Raw genomic sequence first — 17,301 nt, forward strand, 5'->3', positions numbered from 1 at the left:
TGAGGCGACGCCGTGATGGGCGTGCGGCACGCCTTTGGGGAGAAGGCTGCCGGCGTGAACGTTAGTTGCAGAGCTTGCTAAGATCGATACAGCATTGCGAATGGCTTGATACGCATGACGAATGATTATCTGGAGCTGCGCCATCTGAAGTACTTCGTCACCGTGGCCGACGAACTGCATTTTGGGCGCGCGGCCGAACGATTAGGCATTTCGCAGCCGCCGCTCAGCCAGCAGATTCATGCGCTGGAGACGCGCCTGGGCGCCAAGCTATTCGAGCGCAAAGGCCGCGGCATCGTATTGAGCGGCGCCGGCAGCGCCTTGCTGCCGCGTGCACGCGCCATCCTCACCCAGACCGAACGCGCGGCCGAATCGGTGGCGCGCTCGCAGCGTGGAGAATTGGGCGAATTGCATCTGGGCCTGATGTCGTCCGGTCCTTTCACCGTGGTGGTGCCGCGCGTGCTCGCAAGGTTTCGCGAACGCCTGCCCGACGTGCGCCTGCTGATTCACGAGATGGCCACGGTGCAGCAGATCGAGGCGCTGGAACAGGGCTTGATCGACGTCGGCGTAATCCGCCCCGAAGCGCTGCCGCATGGCATCAAGGCGATGGAGCTGTTCAAGGATTCGCTCACCGTGGTGATGCACGCCAGCAATCCGCTGGCGGCGAAGGAAGGCCCGGTCGACATCGCTGAACTGGCGAACGAGGATTTCATTTTCTATCAGCGCCACTTAGGGATACGCCTGTACGACGAGGTGATCGCGCTGTGCACGCGCGCCGGCTTCAGCCCGCGCATCCTGTATGAAGTACGCGAGCTACCGACCATCATCGGGCTGATTTCCGGCGGCTTCGGCGTGGCCGTGCTGCCCGGCTCGGTGCAGCGGATGATGGTGGAGAACGTGGTATATCGGCCGGTGAAGAACATGGAAGCGGCCACCGCGGTGTGGGCGATCTATCGCGACGATGCGCACGATCCGATGGTGCATGCATTCCTCGATATCGCCCAATGCCTTGTCTCCAAGGCCTTGAAAGCGGAACGGAAATAGCACCCGTCACCACGCGCATACAGGGGATAAAACAAGGTTTGCCTTGGGCTATGGGTTGCTTACGCGGCGCTGTCGTTTGCATGCACATCCTTGTAGGCAACGGTGAGTTGCGGAAAATGCAACGATATTTGCTGGCATGGGAACTTTTTCATTTGTAAACTAGAGGGTACATAAACCCACATTCCTATCCCCCATAGGTATACGCAATGCGCATGCATCCCCTTACACGCGGCCTCACTGCCGTGCTGATGTTTGCCTTACCAGCCCTCCCCGCGATGGCGGCCCGCTTCGAACTGCAAGGCGGCGTCAGCTACATGGACAGCTACAGCGCGCCCGCCGCGTTCGGCCAGGTGATCTTCGACGAACATCAGTTCGGCAGCAGCAATTTCAGCTGGGCGCCGGAAATTACCGCCGGCTGGATCGGCGGCCGCGACCTCAAACGTTTCGACAACGGCCGCTACACCACGCGTGACGATATCGGCCTGGTCGGCGCCGGCATCCGCGTCCACTACGGTCCCGCCAACGCGTGGTATCGCCGGCTTTTCGTCAGCGAACAACCGACGGTGCATACCGGCCGCACGCTGGCGTTGAGCAGCGCTTATGAATTCATGACCACGGTGGGTTATCAGGGCGACCACTGGATGGTCGGTGTTCGCCATATTTCCAATGCGGGCATGCATGAGCCCAATCGTGGCGAGACGCTTGCCATCGTGGGTATCGCGTTCTGAGTTGATGCGTTTCTTCGATGCATAACAACAACGGCCCCCAAATGGGGCCGTTGTTGTTTTTCGACTTCGCGTGAACGCTCAAACTTGCCTCACCGTCATTCCGGCGAAGGCCGGAATGACGAGCACTAAATGCATTCTCCGTTGGCTTAATGCCCTCCGCCACCTGCTCCAGCCTTCGCCCCAAACGGCGGCTTGGCCATCCAGATCACCACGATCAGCGACAGAAAGATCCAGCCCAGCACGTGGAAGATCTCGTTGAAGGAAATCTGCAGGCCTTGCGCGGTGATGGTCTGGTTCAACATCCCGATCGTTGTCTGTGTATCGCCGCCCTGGCTGATCGCCTGCTGCGCGGTCGGGTTGTACGGTGTGATCTGTTCGGCGAGCTGCGAGTGATGCAACACGGCGCGACGTTGCCACATGAAGCTGGTGAGCGAAGCGGCAAAGCTGGCGCCCATCGTGCGCAGGAAGGTAGCTACGCCACCGCCTGAGGCCAGTTCGTTTGGCTTGAGGTCCGACAGCAGGATAGTGGTGACCGGCATGAAGAACAGCGCTATGCCCAAACCTTGCACCAATTGCACCAACGCGACGTGGTAGAAATCCACGCCGATGTAAAAGCCCGAGCGTATGAAACAGGTCACCCCCATCACGACGAAGGAGGCCGCGGTGAGCATGCGCAGATCAAAGCGCGAAGCGTAGCGGCCTACGAAGGGCGTGAGGATCACCGGCAGGATGCCCAAGGGTGCCGCGGCGAAGCCGGCCCAGGTGGCGGTGTAGCCCAGATTGATCTGCAGCCACTGCGGGATCAGCAAGTTGATGGCGAAGAACGCTGCATACGCCAGCACCAGGGAGATCGTGCCCATGCGGAAGTTGCGATGGCGGAACAGTTTGAGATCGACGATCGGTTCCTTGTCGGTCAATTCCCAAATCAGGAAGACGGCGATGGCGATCACCGAGATGATCGAGGTAATGACGATGAAGTTGGAATTGAACCAGTCTTCATCATTGCCCTTGTCGAGCACCACTTGCAGCGCGCCTACGCCAATCACCAGCGTGATCAGGCCCACGTAGTCCACTTTCGGCCGCGACGTTACCACTTCGCGCAGACGCATCTGGTTGGCCACCACGAAGCTGGCGAAGATACCGATCGGCACGTTGATGAAGAAGATCCACGGCCAGGAATAGTTGTCGGTGATCCAGCCACCAAGAATCGGGCCGGCGATCGGCGCCACCACCGTCACCATCGCCAATAACGCCAGTGCCATCGGCCGCTTGTTGGGTGGATAGATGCCGATCAGCAAGGCCTGCGTCACCGGATACATCGGGCCGGCCACCGCACCCTGGATGGTGCGGAACACGATCAGCATGCCCATGCTCTGCGCGATGCCACACAAGAACGACGCGAGCGAGAACGCCAGCGTCGCCCACACGAACAGCTTCACCTCGCCGACGCGGCGGGTGAGAAAGCCGGTGAGCGGCAGCGCGATGGCGTTGCTCACTGCGAAGGACGTGATCACCCAGGTACTCTGGTCCGAACTCACGCCGAGGTTGCCGGCGATGGTCGGCAGCGACACGTTGGCGATGGTGGTGTCCAGCACCTGCATGAACGTGGCCAGCGACAGGCCGATCGTCGCGAGGACCAGGTTGGGTGGACGGAAATGGCTGCTCATGGAATATCACCTAACGGGCGGTGCGCGGAACAAACCTCTCTCTCCCCGGCTCCTTCGCGCCGTCATTCCCGCGAAAGCGGGAATCCATCTTCGCTTGTCCATCAAGAGCAAATGGATTCCCGCTTCGCGGGAATGACGGCCATGCGAGAACGCACAAAAAAAGAGGGAACCGAAGTAAGATCGCTCACTTACCCATGTTGTCGTGAATGATCCGCTCGATCTGCGCATTCGCGTCGGCGAGCTGGTTCTTGTAAACATCCGTGCTGAAACGCGGCTCGCTGCGCGCGCTCTGCGCCAGCGTCGGGCCGTTCTGGTCGTGCAGGTCCACTTCGGTGGCCAGCGACATGCCGATGCGCAGCGGATGCTGGTCGAGCTGCGCCGGATCGGTGAACACCACGCGCACCGGAATGCGCTGTACGATCTTGATCCAGTTGCCGGTGGCGTTCTGCGCCGGCAGCAGCGAGAACGCGCTGCCCGTGCCTACGCCGAGACTCTCCACCCTGCCCTTGTACTTCACCGAGCTACCGTACACGTCGGAAGTGATTTCCACCGGTTGGCCGATGCGCATGTGCGTGAGCTGCGTTTCCTTGAAGTTGGCATCTGCCCAGACGCCATGCAGCGGCACCACCGCCATCAAGGCAGCGCCCGGCTGCACGCGCTGGCCCACCTGCACGGTGCGCTTGGCGACGTAGCCGGTGACCGGCGCAACCATCACGGTGCGCACGTCATCCAGATACGCGGCGCGGTATTGCGCAGAGGCGGCCTTCACGTCCGGATGCGAAGCGACCGCGGTGTCGTCGACCAGCACCTTGTTGGTCTGCAACTGCTGCTCGGAGGTGGTCAATGCGCTCTGCGCCGCGGTCAGCGCATCGCGTGCATGCGACAGCTCTTCGGCGGAAATCGCACCGCTCTTGGCCAAGTCACGACGGCGGTTGTAGTCGGCCTGCGCCTTCTGCAAAGCCACCTTCTCCACCGCCACCTGTGCCTGCGCGCCCGACACCGTGCTGTACAAGCCACGCACGCGGCGCACGGTATTGGCGAGATTGGCGGCGGCGCGCTGCAGGCCGACGTCGGCATCGGATTTGTCGAGCGTGACCAGCACCTGGCCTTGCTTGACGAAGTCGCCATCGTCGGCCGTGATGCTGGTGACGGTGCCGGCGATGCGCGGCGTGATCTGCACGATGTTGCCGTTGATGTAGGCATCGTCGGTACTTTCATACCAGCGGCCTTCGAGGAAATACCACGCCGTCCACGCAATGGCGGCGAGCACGATCACCGCCATCAGCAGGCGCAGCAGCATGCCGCGCCGGTTGTTGGCCGGCGGAGCCTGCACGATCGGCGTGTCGGCGGTGTTGGGGTTCGGACTGGACATGGGGGTGCCTCAGATACGCAAGAAAATTATTTGGAGGAGAGTTCGGCGGCAGACTGCGGACGGAAACCGCCGCCCAATGCCTGGATCAGTTGCACGTTCAGATCGGACTGCTGCGCACGCAACGCGGCCATGCGCTGTTCGGCGCCGAGCAGTTCCTGGCGCACGCTGAGCGCTTCCAGGTAACTGCCGATGCCGGCCTTGTAGCGCTGCTCGGCCAGCTGCCATGCATCGTTGGCCGCATCCAGCGCGCGCTGTTGCGCGCCGATCTGCTGCTGCATCGATGCGATGGCGTCGTAGTCGTCGGCCACTTCGTTGACGGCGGCGACCAGCGTCTTGTTGTATTGCGCGACGGCGAGGTCGTATTGCGCATCCTTGCTGTTCAAGTTCGCGCGGCGACGGCCGCCGTCGAAGATCGGCAGGCTGATCGCCGGCGCCGCTTCGTAGAAACGGTTCTTCAGCGAGAACAGGTTGGCGCCGCCGAGATTGATCAAGCCCACCATCGCGCCGATGTTCACGTTCGGCAGGAATTCGGTCTTGGCGGATTTAATGTCCTTGCCCGCGGCTTCCACGTGCCAGCGCGCGGCCACCAGATCGGCGCGATGGCCGACCAGTTCCACCGGCAGGTTCGCCGGTACGCTCAGCGCCGCCGGCGGCAGCAATTGCGGACGGGCAATATCCAGGCCGCGATCCGGGCCTTTGCCCAGCAATACCGACAATGCGGTGCGCGCCGCATCCACCGCGCGTTGCGCCTGCGCTGCCTGCCCTTCGGCGCTGGCGACTTCCGAATCGCTTTGCTTGAGCTGCATCTGGTTGTCGATGCCCGCAGCGACGCGCTGGCGCGTGAGCGTGCGTGCATCGTTGGCGCGTTTCAGTTCGGCAGCAGCGACATCCTGTTGCGTGTACGCGTAACCCAGTTGCACGTAAGCGCGCGCAACGTTGGTCGACAAGGCGATGCGTGCGGCCTGTGCATCGACTTCCGCAGCGCGTTGCTGGCCCAGCGCTGCTTCCCACGCCGCACGCTGGCCGCCCCACAGATCGAGATCCCACTTGAAGCTGCCGTACACGTACTTGGCGGCGCCGACGTGGCCGGTGCCGAGCGCGGGAATGGAAGTGGGAATGCGCGCTTCGGCGAAGCTGCCGCCCACGCCTACGGTGGGTTCGCGCGCGGCATCGGCGGCGCCGGCCGCAGCCTGCGCCTGGCGCGCGCGCGCATCGGCGATGGCGAGGCTCGGGTTGTCGTGCAGGGCTTCGGCGATCAGCGCGCTGAGCTGGGGATCGCCCAGGCCGGTCCACCAATCGTCCTTCGGCCAGGCCGCATCGGATACCTGCACGTTCGACAGGCTGCGCTCGACCTTCAGCGACGAAGGATCGGTGAGCGCGCCGTTCGGATGCAGGCCGCCGCTGGTCGCGCAGCCGGCCAGGGCGAAGGTGAATCCGACAGCAGCCGCAAGAGTTTGCAGACGCATGGCTTTCAATCTCGACATTTGAAGTGGATGAAGCAGTGCACCGGCACGCCTTCCTGATGCGTTGCCGGCTGGCCGAAACCGACGGGTGCCGGCTGGCGTCAGCGCCGCGGGGCTTCAATGCCCGCCGCGGCTGGTCTTCCCTGAGATCAGTTCTTGTTTTCTTTGTTGTTGTCGCGCAGCGCACGCAGCAGGCGGTTGAGGTAGTCGTGCAGACGACGTCGCTCTTCCTCGCTCAGCGAACGCTGCGCCGCTTCCAGCACGCGCTCCTTGCAGGTGGTCAGTTGCCGGTACTGCGCGGCGCCTTCCTCGGTCAGTTCGATGCGCAGCGCGCGGCGGTCCTGCTCGTGTGGGCAACGGCGCAGATAGCCCTTGCCCTCCAGCTGGTCGAGCTGACGCGTCATGGCTCCGCCGTCGAGCTCCACCGAACGGGCCAGCTCCGTGGCCGTCATCGAGCCCAGATCGGCCAGGCGCTTGAGGATCAGGAACTGGGTGAAGCGCAGGCCCAGGCCCTTGGCAGCGATTTCGGCCTCGATACCGCGCACCAGCTCAGTGCGGACGAGGCCGATCAGCACGCCAAGGCTCTCCTGGCTGGTGGGGGTAATGAGCGGTCCGGGGTTCATGGAAGCGCATTCTATGGCTCCCGATATATTTGTCAAGGCAAATATATGTTACGCACCTTTTGACCCGGCAAATTGACAGAAATGAACTACGCCTCGACGGGGGCAAACAGCTGAGCCAGCTCGTCGTCGATCCAGGCCTTGAGGGCGGGATCGCGCAGTTCGAACAGTTCGAACACGCCCAGCGCCCGCAACGCCGGCAGTTGCGCCAGCAGGCGGGGTTCCATCGCACGCCGCACCGCTTCGGGCGTGGCCGGGTCGAGCATCTGGTGGGCGCAGGCGACAAAGGTCTCCAGCGGAGACTTCGATACATCGGGCTTTGCAGAAACCAGTTGAAGCAGGGACATGGGGTTTCCTTATCTTCGTAGCGGATCGCTCATAAGACGGACGAACGAGATCTGCCGTGACCGACATCGGCAAGGCCGACACTGGAACCTGCGCATCGGCGCAAGTCTTCGGCAGCCCTAGGGATGCTCTGATCTCTTCCACGTACCCGTCACCGCACGGTATGCGCGCCGCGCTGTGCTCCAGTGGCGAAGGCAGACTGGCGCATCGTCGAGACGCTGGGGTGCAGCGAGGCGCGCATACAGTGCGGCCCCAACATGTTGAATTTAAATGACGGGGTGACGTCCAGAAGGCCGCGCAGGCTGCGCCGCGCGGCTTGAACAGACGGCCAGTCTGCCCAGCGCCGCGCAACACACCCTGCGGGCCTTCTGGACGTCATGCCGGGTGCGTGGAATAGATCAGAGCATCCCTAGACGAAGCGGCGCAAAAACGGCCTCAAGTTTTCACCTTCTCGGTTTTGGATAGGCCAACCTGGCACTGTTCCTCGCTGGCGCCGATCCATCCACGCGCGCCGCTATCACTTTCTTCGTGAAATGCCGATGAAAAAACCGAGGCATACACCCCCCGAATGTTGGGATTTTTGCCTTCATCCGCACGAAGGAAAATAGCGCCTCTGCCATGGAGAACGGTGGAAGCATCGAATCGGACATAGCTGCCGCGCCCCTCGGTGCTGCGTTTTCTTGTGCTTCTTTTTATTGATTCCCAACAGGAGAATATCGATGAGTACCTGTGATGCGTCAGGCCTCAATATCCAAAATGGAACCAAGCTGCCCATTGTCATTCGAGGCATTGTTCCAGGCGCGGGTACCGTGCAGGACCTGCACAAGGACCAATTCATCGAACCTGGCACCACCGCATCCGGCCGAGCTTACTCCGCTTCCGGTACCAGCGGCAGCGCGCAAGGGCGGATATCCATACAACTGGACAGTACGGGTGACATCGCCAATCTAGACTACTCCTTTGGAACTCCATGGAGTACGGGCACCGGCACCTGTAGTGCACGGGCTCATAGCGTCAAATTCCGTAGTGGCAATAGAGATTACGAAGCGGTGGTTTCGACTACCAACAGTGAATCGGACAAAAAGGCCGGCATTTTGTGGTGGGTTGTTGAGGCCTGAAGACCCGCGGGTATGCCACGTTGACGCAGCCAGTTGCACCGGCTGCGTCAGGCCACCAGCTTGCCGCACGACGCATTCGCCGCCGTCATCACCTCTGGTGAGGCAATCCTGATATTCGGTCGAACGCCGCAGTCATACGCATGATTGGCAACACGCTCGTCGGACAGCTGATGCCCCGGGAAATTGCATCGACCTTGCAACCCGCCACCTTTGTTACTCCCACCTCTCGAGTATCCGACGGCAATCTCTTCCGCAATCGCCAAGCGCCGGAAACAACCGGCAACGGCACGACACGAGGAGAAATGGCATGAAAGATATCGCTGTGTGGGGCTTCGCCTGGGTACCGCCCTTTGCCCAAGGGCTGGTGCGCGATCTGCGTGTGCGCTGGGCGCTCGAAGAGGCGGGGCTTCCCTATGAAAGCAAGTGGATCGCCGCCGATGAGCGCACCTCCGAAGCGTATCGAAGCAAGCATCCTTTTGGCGTGGTACCAGTGATCGAGAGTGACGGCGAAACCATGATCGAGTCGGGCGCCATCATCCATGCCATCGCCGAGCAACATGAAGTGCTGATGCCGCCCGATCGGCGCAACGAGACACTGGCGTGGATGTTTGCCGCGCTCAATACCGTCGAGCCGCCGCTGTGGAATCTCTTCGTGATGGACCAATTGCAGAGCGACCAGGCTTGGACGGAGCTGCGTCGTCCCGGTGCGGTGGACGAAGTGAGAGCTCGGCTGGCTGCGCTTTCTGCCTGGCTTGAAGACCGTGACTACCTACTTGGACGCTTCACGGCCGCCGATATCCTGATGGCGACCGTACTGCGATTCTTGCGGCATACGAATCTGGTGGCGGAGTTCCTGCCGCTCGACAACTATCTCAAGCGCTGCGAAGCGCGGCCGGCATTTCGGGCGGCTTTGCGCAACCAGGAGGCGGGTTACCTGCGCAACGCGCCAGTCGCCGCCTGAGTTCGAGAACGGGACGAAGGCGAGGCCGTTGATCTCACAATTGCCTTCGTCCCTTCCAGCCGAATCTATAAACTACGCAGCATTTACCGCCAACTGAGCAGCAAACGCCCGCTTGTACGCCGGACGCGCTTCACCGCGGGCGACATAGGCAGCCAGGGTGGGAAATTCATCCAGTATCCCCGACGGCCTCAGCCTGAGCAGCACCGACACCATCAGCAGGTCCCCTGCGCTGAAGGCACCATCGAGCCATTCGGCATCGCCCAGGCATGCAGCCAGTTGGCGCAGCCGGCCGCGGATACGATCGGCGATCAGCGGCATGCGCTCCGCGCTCCAGGGCTTGTCGCCCTCGATAAACTTGGCGGTCACGAGTTCGAGAATCGGCAGCTCCACCGTGTTTATGGCAGCGAACATCCAGGTGATGGCGCGCGCCCTGGCGTTGGCGTCGGCCGGAAACAGCCCGTGGCGCTCGGCGATATGGAAAACGATCGAGCCTGATTCGAACAGCACCAGGTCGCCCTCCTCATACGTCGGGATCTGGCCGAACGGTTGAAGGCGCAGATGTGCGGGTTCTTTCATCGCCCGATGCGAGACAAGGCGAACCTCGTAGGGCAGGCCCGCTTCTTCCAGCGCCCAGCGCACGCGGGTATCGCGCGCCAGCCCCTTGCCGCCATCAGGCGACCTTTCAAAGGCAGTAATGGTGATGCTCATGGCCGGACTCCTCCTGACGAAAGTATCGATTGCGGACATTGACACGACGAACGGGATTTTCCGAAATCGACATCCCTTAGATATCTATCCTGACGGCCGGATTGCAGGGGCCGAATGGCAGCTTTCGGGGTGGTGGCGATAACCCGATCGCAAGAACGCACGACCTACGCCCCTTGGGCGATCGCATACACGGCAAGCTGCCGCGGACGGCCTTCGATGCGTCTATCGCGCAACGATCGACGCGCTGATTCGATCGGCCAACTGCCCTAGCAGGTGGCTTAACGCCGCCGCTTGCGCTGCCGCATCGCCACTGGCCATGCCCGACGTCAGGCTCACCTGTTGCGTCATCACCGTGTGGGAAGAAGGCCCTGACAGCAGCGTCCACGACGCCTGCAATGCGAAGGTCCCGCCTGCACTGGCCTGGGCGTCGAGCACGGTGACGACAAGCTTGCGCGTATCGGGCGGCGCCGGTGCGTCCGGCAATACGAAGCAGCCCGCGGGCAGGCGCGTCAACAGATCCTGCGCGAGCGTGCGCCGCATCATCTGCCCGAGCGGCGCGCCCCAGCGGTCGTTTTCATGAATCGCCAGTTGATTGGCCGAGGTCTGCGTCACCAGTTCGGGGCGATCCGATTCGGCGGGAATGTGCACGGCCGTAAGTTGTACTGGTTGCAAACGCGTAGACGCATGCGGCGCGGCGGCCGGCTCGGCGCTCAGCGTAACGTAGCGTACGGGAGGACTATGCCCGCATCCGGTTACCATCAGCACGGCAATCAACGCTGCGCCTGTCTTGATTGCGGCGGACCTCATGGCTTTTCCTCCTGCTTGCCGCGAATAAGCGCTTCCGGATGGCGATCCAGATAATCGGCCAGTGCGCGAATCGAGCGCGCGGTGTCGGTGAGTTCGCGCAAGGCCGCAGGCAGATCGTTCTGGCCGGTCGCATCGCCACCCAGCGTGCGATTGGCAGCGGCGACGGCCTGGTCGGCGGAATTCGCTGTCTGGCGCAACTGCGCGACCAGCGGTGCGATCTGCGGCGTCACTTGCTGCAGCGTGCGATCGATCTGCGCCACCGAGCGATCGATATGCATGAGGCTGTCCTTGATTTGCGGCGACGAGCTGATCGCATTGATATGCGCCGCAATGCTGCGCACCTGTTCGCCGATCTCCTTGATCGGAAGATCATCGATTTTCTGGATGACTTGATCCGCCTTCGCCGTCATGGCATCGATGTTCGAAGACGCCGTGCTGGGAATGACCGGTACGCCGTTTTCGTCGGTAAGCGCCGCGTTCGGCGCACCGGTCACGAAGTCGAGGCTGACCTTGCTCGGACCCACCAGCGGCGGGTCTTGTGCAAGACGCGCACGCAATCCGCGCGCGATAAGCCGCTTGAGCATGTCGTCGACGGCTGGTCGCCAATCGCCGTTGGGTGGCGATGTCGCCATGCCGAGCGAAGGCGGATCAAGTGCCAGTTGCACGGGCGTACTCAGCGTGCCCGTTTTCGCATCGTAATTGAGGCGCACGCTGGTGACCGTACCCACGCGAAAACCACGCAGCTCCACCGCCGCGCCATCCTTGAGCGCACCAACCGCGCCATCGAAACGCACCAGATAGGTCACCGTGGGGCCATGCTCCGGCGGCAGCGCAGGCTTGCGGTCGGCGCCATTGAAATGGTCCGTGGGTGTGCCGGGGCCAGGCTCCATCACGATTTCCGGGCCGGCGACCAAGGCCTTGAGCGAGGCCGGATCGCTGAAGTCGGGCTGTGCACCGCGCAGGAAGAACTTGGTTCCACTGCGCAGGTATTTCTTCTCGTCGCTGTCTATCTTGAGTTTCACCTCGACGTGCTTGCCGTCGTCCGTAAGCGAAACATCCGAGACCTCGCCCACCTTTACGCCGCGCAACATCACCTTGGTGTCACTGGCATCCATACCATAGGCGTTGTCGAAGGTGACGGTAACGCTCTCGCCGCCGTGGGTAAGCCCGCGAATGCCCAGCCATATCGCCACGCCCAAGGCAGCGATGGGCACCGACCAGATCCAGCCTGGCCACACGCTGCGCCGCACCTCGGCCTGCGTACGTTGCTGGCGCGTGCCGCTCACGATGCCCTCCTGGCATGCGCGTCCCACATCATGCGCGGGTCAAATGCACGCGATGCCATCATGGTGAAAAACACCACCAATGCGAACGCGGTTGCGCCCGTCGCGGGCCGTGCCGAAGCCAGGCTATCGAAGTGAATCAACGGTACGAACGCGGCGATCGTAAACACGTCGACGTTCGACCAGCGCCCAAGCTCGTCGATCCAGCGGAACAAATAGGTTTTCACGCGCAAATGTTTGCGCGATCGCCCCCGCACGGACAGGATGAACCATGCCATGCCACCGATTTTCGCCACCGGTATGACGATGCTGGTGCAAAAGATAAGAATGCCCAGCGGCCATAACCCGGCCTGGAACAACTGCGACACGCCATCGACTATTCGATGCGGCACCTGCTGGCCAAACTGTATCGATAAGGTCATCGGAAAGAGATTTGCCGGCAGTGTCAGCGCAAGCGCCGCAAGCGACAGCGCGCCCGCCCGTACCATAGCGTCCGGCTTGCGCGACAGCAGCTTCCATCCGCAACGCATACAGGGGCTTCCTTCGCACGAGGCCGGCTCGACCAGATCGCATGCCGTGCAGGAGATGACCGGCTCGCCTTTCGGCAAGGTGTGCTCGGGAGCGATGGCGCGCCAGACAGTGCGTCGATCCAGTGCGGCACGCGTAAGCATCGACGCCAGCGCCGCTGGCAATAAAGCAATAACCACCTGCACCGACGACGCCGGTGAGATTCTGCGTAACGCGCGAATACCCCACGAAGCAACCGACCAGATACACATCCGGCATGGCCCAGATATCCAGCCAAAGCGCCCAGCGAAACAACACACCGATACTTTTCAAACGCCACCCGAAGCGGACCGCGCAGAGCACCAGCGCCAGCGCGCCGAAACGCACGAACGGCAGGACGATGCCGAACGTGCCCAGCAGCAGTGCGAGAATCACCCAGCCGCCGTGCCACATGGACACAATGCCCGACGCAAGCACGGACGAACGCTCGGCGCCGAGCATATGCACCGTCATCAGCGGTGCCAGGTTGGCCGGAAAAAGCAGCACGAGCGTCGTCAGGCTGCAGGCCAGCGCCGCGTTGATGCTGCGCCCGCTGCGGCGCTCCAGCGGATAATGGCAGATGCGGCAACGTGCAAGAGCGCTGGCGGCAAGCGGCGGAATGTCCTCGAGCGCTCCGCATTCGGGGCAGCCGATCGTCATGTGAGGTCGCCCTCGCCCATCTGATACTCACGCACGTTTCACTCTGTCCGTATCGCTTCCCAACCGTGGGGTTCGATGTTTTGCGGTTGCACCGTCATGCATGCGCACGCATCGGGAACAACCGCCCCCGGCAGCCGTATTAAACCTGCCAGCGTTGCAATGGTGTCAATTCGTGATCATGTCGTTTCGATCACGCTACGGCCAAAACGCGGTATGACGTTCTGCGCATTTTGCATCGACATTCACGTCACGCCATGGTGTCGAGAAAAAGTGCAGGGCGACTCCCTCCCCTGCGGCAGGAGAGGGTTGGGGTGGGGTTGCACGAGCTTGCCGCACAACACGCATTCATCGCGAATTTGCTTCACTCCACCCTGCCTCTCGCCCCAGATCACGTCCGGGGCAGGCCCTACTGCACGTAAGGGAGGGAATGCATTCGGGCGAACTGTAGTTCGACGCAAATCAAAACCTACTGCTTCTTGGCAAACGTCGTCTTCCCATCTTGCAGCACATTCATCCCTGTCACCGTTCCATGCGCATCACGTACGAATGCCACATCGACATCCACCACAAACGTAAACCGCGCAGGGGATTCCGGCCACAGTTCAAGGTTGGGCTGGCCAGTTCCCTGGATAAACAATTTATCGTTCTGGAACGTAACCACAAACGAGAACCATGGATTGATCTTATAAGTACCGACATACCGCTTGAGCGTCGCCGCGTCCACGGAAACCGTATGCACGACGCGCGGCCCCCAGTCCGGCCATTGGTACTCGCGAGCGATACTGCGCACGACGTCGTTGGCCAACGCATAACCTTGATTGCTGTTGGTCATCACCACGGCGCCGTCCCCTTCCCCCTCGTAGGCGGTCATGATGCATTGGTAGCCTTCGTTGCCGCCGCCGTGCCAGAAGTAGCGATGATCCGGCTTGCCGCCAATTTCCAGCCCCAAACCCCAGTCTCCCAGGCCCGGCGTCACCATCTGCTGCGCGGTCGACATGTTCAACACGGTGTTCCCGTGCATCAAGGCTTGCTGGGTGGCGAGAAGAAAGTGCGCCAGATCGCTCGCTGTCGTCCAAAGCCCCGCGGCCGCCAGCTCGGGATAAACGTGCGGGCCGCCCGCGATCGGCGTGCCATTGGCTTCGTAAGGCATCGCCACCTGTTTCAAGCTGCCAGGCGCAAGCGGCTGCTGGAAGGAACTGTGCGTCATGCCGTACGGTTTCAGCACCATGTCGCGTAGCACGTCGGCAAACGACTGGCCGGTTACGTCGGTGATCATCTGCTGAAGGATCACGTAGCCACCGCCTGAATAATTCCATTGCTTGCCGGGCACCTGTTCAACGCGTATCGGCGAATTCGTCGCCGGCGGCGTTCCATCCAGTACCTGCAAGGTGGTGGGAACGGGAGTGCCTGCGGCGTAGCCCGGAAACCCATGCACATTGATGCCTGCCGTATGGCTGAGCAGTTCGCGCAAGGTCACCGGCTTACCTTGCGCCTTGTCCGACGCCGGCAGTCTCCAGTGAACCAGCGACGTATTCACATTCTCATCGAGCGAGAGTTTTCCCTGCTGTACAAGGTGCATGACGGCGGTAGCGGTAACCGGCTTGCTGATGGAGCCGGCCTGGAAAAGCGTGTCGGGCGCAACCGGATCGCCTCCGATGCCCAGCGTGCCGAAGCTGCGAACCCAGGCGATGTTTCCGTGCCGTATGAAAGCAATGCTCACGGCGGAGACATGATCCTCGTTCATCGTCTCGCGCAAGGATTTTCCATGGATCGGCGCGCCCTCCTTGACCATGGCCGGCGAAAGATTCGCCACGATCGCGGCGATATGCTGATCATCCGACTGCCCCTGGCAAGCTGTGGCAAGCAACAGCATGGAAACGGCGCCTATCAGCTTCCTCAGTATCTTCATAGGAAATACCTTCATTGCCGAGACTGCCCGCATAATTCCACGGAACTGGCTGCGAAAGAACCCGGGCGACGTCCAGAATCAGGAAGATCACATCGCCACCATGGGCCAGGGGAGTAGTGTCATGAAGCCAGGGGTTATCGCTTTGTATCTACTGCTCGCATGCGTAAGCGCTCCGGCGTTGCCCGCGGCATGGCAACCCGCTGCCGGGCATACGCAGATAACGTTATGGCCCGGCGTCCCGCCCGATGCGCCGCCCATGCCGGGGCCGGAGACCACCCATTCGGATCCGAACGCGCTGATCGGCGGAAAACCGGTAACCAGCGTGACCAATGTGTCGCAACCCACGATGACGGTCTACGCGCCGAAGGGGCAAAACACGGGCGCGGCGGTGCTGGTGTTTCCAGGCGGTGGTTTCCAGATCCTGGCGATCGACCTGGAAGGCACCGACGTCTGCGATTGGCTGACGGCCAAGGGCGTCACTTGCGTGTTGTTGAAATACCGCGTTCCGAGCGAACCCTATCGATGGCAGTGCGATTGCCGTCCGCATAATCGCGCGTTGTCGATACCGTCGCTGCAGGATGCACAGCGGGCAATACGGCTGGTGCGTGCGCATACCGCAGAGTGGCATATCGATCCACACCGGATCGGTGTACTCGGTTTTTCAGCGGGCGGATATCTGGTGGCGGAAGTGAGCACGAATTTCAAGCGCCGCATATATGCGCCGGTTGACGACGCCGACAAGCAAAGCAGCCGTCCGGATTTTGCGCTTGCGATCTATCCGGGACATCTGGCGACCGATCGCGATACCTTGAACCCGAATGTCCCGGTATCCCATGAAACGCCGCCCACGTTCGTGTTGCAGGCTGAAGACGACTACGTAGACGGCGTAGATCAGGCGCTGGTTTATTACACCGCACTGAAAAAAGCCGGGGTGCCGACGGAGATGCATCTGTATGCGCACGGTGGACACGCGTTCGGTTTGCGACCTACGGCCAATCCGATCACACGCTGGCCTGCGTTGGCCCAGACATGGATGCGCACGATCGGCATGCTTCCCTCCGATGGCGATAAATAAAAGCCCGCCGGAGCCGTATTTATGAGAGGCTATCGCGGCTTATCGCCCACGAGTATTTCCGATGAACGACACTGCCCTGCAAGCCGACCTGATGCGCCTGTTCGAACGCCACGACGTAGAGCTGGAAGTGGATGAGGAATGGCTGGTAACCGACGGCGATTTTCCCGCCATACGCGCCACTTGGAGCGAGGGCGCGGAAGGTGCACCGGGCCGCCTGGACGTCGACGTGGTGATCAGCGAAGAGCGCCATATCGAGGAAAGCTTTGCCGGCAACGGGCGCGGTGACGCCGGCGCGCGCGACGCGCTCAAGACGTTCGAACGCAATGTCTTTTACGTGCTTCTGGCCGCATGCTGGTACGTCACCGATGATCGACGCATTCAACTGCAAAGCTGGGAACTTGGCATGCGCACCTGGGACGTGTTCGTCGGCCCGCTGGCGTTCAGCCGCGAGGGTGTGGCTGCGCCCGAAGAATTGTTGCCGGCCTTGCGCGACGCGCTGGGCAACGAAACATTGAGCAGAGAATTGCACTGGGTGCGTCTGTTTCACCGCCGCGCCGATGACGGCTCGGTGGTGGCCGAAGCATTGCTGGATAACCAGCCATGGCCGGGCGGTGATCGCATGTTGAGTCAATTGCCGTGGCCATCGACCGAACAAGGCTATAGCGCGCGCTGTTTTATTGCGCTGGATATTCGGGATTACTGAGTTGCTTTGAGCATTAACTTAAGGATGCTCTGATCTATTCCACGCACCCGGCATGACGTCCAGACGGCCCGCAGGGTGGGTTGCGCGGCGCAGGGCAGACTGGCCGTCTGTTCACGCCGCGCGGCGCAGCCTCCGCGGCCTTCTGGACGTCACCCCGTCATTTAAATTCAACATGTTGGGGCCGCACTGTATGCGCGCCTCGCTGCCCCCCCGCGTCTCGACGATGCGCCAGTCTGCCTTCGCCACTGGAGCACAGCGAGGCGCGCATACCGTGCAGTGACGGGTACGTGGAATA

General features: G+C 61.8%; 17 protein-coding genes and 1 pseudogene. 7 read left to right on the forward strand and 11 right to left on the reverse strand.

Features of this window, described 5'->3' with window-relative positions; translation table 11 throughout:
- Nucleotides 1–114 precede the first annotated feature (114 nt).
- Nucleotides 115–1,041, forward strand: coding sequence for a LysR substrate-binding domain-containing protein (locus tag ACTHNE_RS19730; RefSeq protein WP_324937089.1), 927 nt, complete (start codon nt 115–117; stop codon nt 1,039–1,041).
- A 212-nt stretch (nt 1,042–1,253) separates the two neighbouring features.
- Nucleotides 1,254–1,769, forward strand: a complete 516-nt coding sequence (locus ACTHNE_RS19735) for a lipid A 3-O-deacylase (RefSeq protein ID WP_324937087.1) — start codon at nt 1,254–1,256, stop codon at nt 1,767–1,769.
- Between the two features lie 146 nt (nt 1,770–1,915).
- On the opposite strand, the gene ACTHNE_RS19740 is transcribed toward ACTHNE_RS19735, so the two are convergent.
- From ACTHNE_RS19740 to ACTHNE_RS19760, 5 genes are all read right to left on the reverse strand, one after another.
- Entirely contained in the window at nt 1,916–3,436 is a 1,521-nt protein-coding gene (locus tag ACTHNE_RS19740; protein WP_324937085.1) for a DHA2 family efflux MFS transporter permease subunit, read from the reverse strand.
- A gap of 184 nt (nt 3,437–3,620) precedes the next feature.
- Nucleotides 3,621–4,808: an efflux RND transporter periplasmic adaptor subunit gene (locus ACTHNE_RS19745; protein WP_324937082.1), complete on the reverse strand. Its 1,188-nt coding sequence runs from the start codon at nt 4,806–4,808 to the stop codon at nt 3,621–3,623.
- A 26-nt stretch (nt 4,809–4,834) separates the two neighbouring features.
- Nucleotides 4,835–6,292, reverse strand: a complete 1,458-nt coding sequence (locus tag ACTHNE_RS19750; protein ID WP_414649684.1) for an efflux transporter outer membrane subunit — start codon at nt 6,290–6,292, stop codon at nt 4,835–4,837.
- Between the two features lie 128 nt (nt 6,293–6,420).
- Nucleotides 6,421–6,894 (reverse strand): MarR family winged helix-turn-helix transcriptional regulator, encoded by a 474-nt coding sequence (locus ACTHNE_RS19755; RefSeq protein WP_324937077.1) that lies wholly within the window; start codon nt 6,892–6,894, stop codon nt 6,421–6,423.
- An 86-nt stretch (nt 6,895–6,980) separates the two neighbouring features.
- The gene (locus ACTHNE_RS19760; RefSeq protein ID WP_440270108.1) at nt 6,981–7,238 is read right to left on the reverse strand and encodes a hypothetical protein; all 258 of its coding nucleotides are present in this window, start codon (nt 7,236–7,238) and stop codon (nt 6,981–6,983) included.
- Nucleotides 7,239–7,955: 717 nt separating this feature from the next.
- Between ACTHNE_RS19760 and ACTHNE_RS19765 the strand changes: the two genes are divergently transcribed.
- From ACTHNE_RS19765 to ACTHNE_RS19775, 3 genes are all read left to right on the forward strand, one after another.
- Nucleotides 7,956–8,354, forward strand: a complete 399-nt coding sequence (locus ACTHNE_RS19765; protein ID WP_324941974.1) for a hypothetical protein — start codon at nt 7,956–7,958, stop codon at nt 8,352–8,354.
- Between the two features lie 140 nt (nt 8,355–8,494).
- Nucleotides 8,495–8,665 (forward strand): hypothetical protein, encoded by a 171-nt coding sequence (locus tag ACTHNE_RS19770; protein ID WP_324941971.1) that lies wholly within the window; start codon nt 8,495–8,497, stop codon nt 8,663–8,665.
- Nucleotides 8,662–9,315, forward strand: coding sequence for a glutathione S-transferase family protein (locus ACTHNE_RS19775; RefSeq protein WP_324941968.1), 654 nt, complete (start codon nt 8,662–8,664; stop codon nt 9,313–9,315). Before ACTHNE_RS19770 ends, ACTHNE_RS19775 begins: the two co-directional genes overlap by 4 nt.
- A 72-nt stretch (nt 9,316–9,387) precedes the next feature.
- Here the strand turns inward: ACTHNE_RS19775 and ACTHNE_RS19780 are convergent, their stop codons facing one another.
- The 6 genes and pseudogenes from ACTHNE_RS19780 to ACTHNE_RS19805 form a co-directional block, all read right to left on the reverse strand.
- Nucleotides 9,388–10,023 (reverse strand): glutathione S-transferase family protein, encoded by a 636-nt coding sequence (locus ACTHNE_RS19780; RefSeq protein WP_324942029.1) that lies wholly within the window; start codon nt 10,021–10,023, stop codon nt 9,388–9,390.
- A gap of 222 nt (nt 10,024–10,245) precedes the next feature.
- Nucleotides 10,246–10,830 (reverse strand): PqiC family protein, encoded by a 585-nt coding sequence (locus tag ACTHNE_RS19785; protein ID WP_440270109.1) that lies wholly within the window; start codon nt 10,828–10,830, stop codon nt 10,246–10,248.
- Nucleotides 10,827–12,116 (reverse strand): MlaD family protein, encoded by a 1,290-nt coding sequence (locus tag ACTHNE_RS19790; RefSeq protein ID WP_440270110.1) that lies wholly within the window; start codon nt 12,114–12,116, stop codon nt 10,827–10,829. Before ACTHNE_RS19790 ends, ACTHNE_RS19785 begins: the two co-directional genes overlap by 4 nt.
- Nucleotides 12,113–12,892, reverse strand: coding sequence for a paraquat-inducible protein A (locus ACTHNE_RS19795; protein WP_440270113.1), 780 nt, complete (start codon nt 12,890–12,892; stop codon nt 12,113–12,115). The genes ACTHNE_RS19790 and ACTHNE_RS19795 overlap by 4 nt, the downstream gene beginning before the upstream one ends.
- Nucleotides 12,813–13,319: pseudogene (locus ACTHNE_RS19800) on the reverse strand (paraquat-inducible protein A); the annotation flags it as partial. The gene ACTHNE_RS19795 and the pseudogene ACTHNE_RS19800, both read right to left, overlap by 80 nt.
- Nucleotides 13,320–13,785: 466 nt before the next feature.
- On the reverse strand, nt 13,786–15,228 hold the full coding sequence (locus ACTHNE_RS19805) for a serine hydrolase (protein ID WP_440270111.1): 1,443 nt from the start codon (nt 15,226–15,228) through the stop codon (nt 13,786–13,788).
- A 121-nt stretch (nt 15,229–15,349) separates the two neighbouring features.
- Here ACTHNE_RS19805 and ACTHNE_RS19810 point away from each other — a divergent pair, with 121 nt between their 5' ends.
- Nucleotides 15,350–16,303, forward strand: a complete 954-nt coding sequence (locus tag ACTHNE_RS19810) for an alpha/beta hydrolase (protein ID WP_440270112.1) — start codon at nt 15,350–15,352, stop codon at nt 16,301–16,303.
- A 61-nt stretch (nt 16,304–16,364) separates the two neighbouring features.
- Nucleotides 16,365–17,006: a DUF6348 family protein gene (locus tag ACTHNE_RS19815; RefSeq protein WP_324943166.1), complete on the forward strand. Its 642-nt coding sequence runs from the start codon at nt 16,365–16,367 to the stop codon at nt 17,004–17,006.
- The last annotated feature ends 295 nt before the right edge of the window (nt 17,007–17,301 follow it).

Origin of the sequence: Dyella sp. (genome assembly GCF_051954575.1) — a bacterium.
GTDB lineage: Bacteria > Pseudomonadota > Gammaproteobacteria > Xanthomonadales > Rhodanobacteraceae > Dyella_B.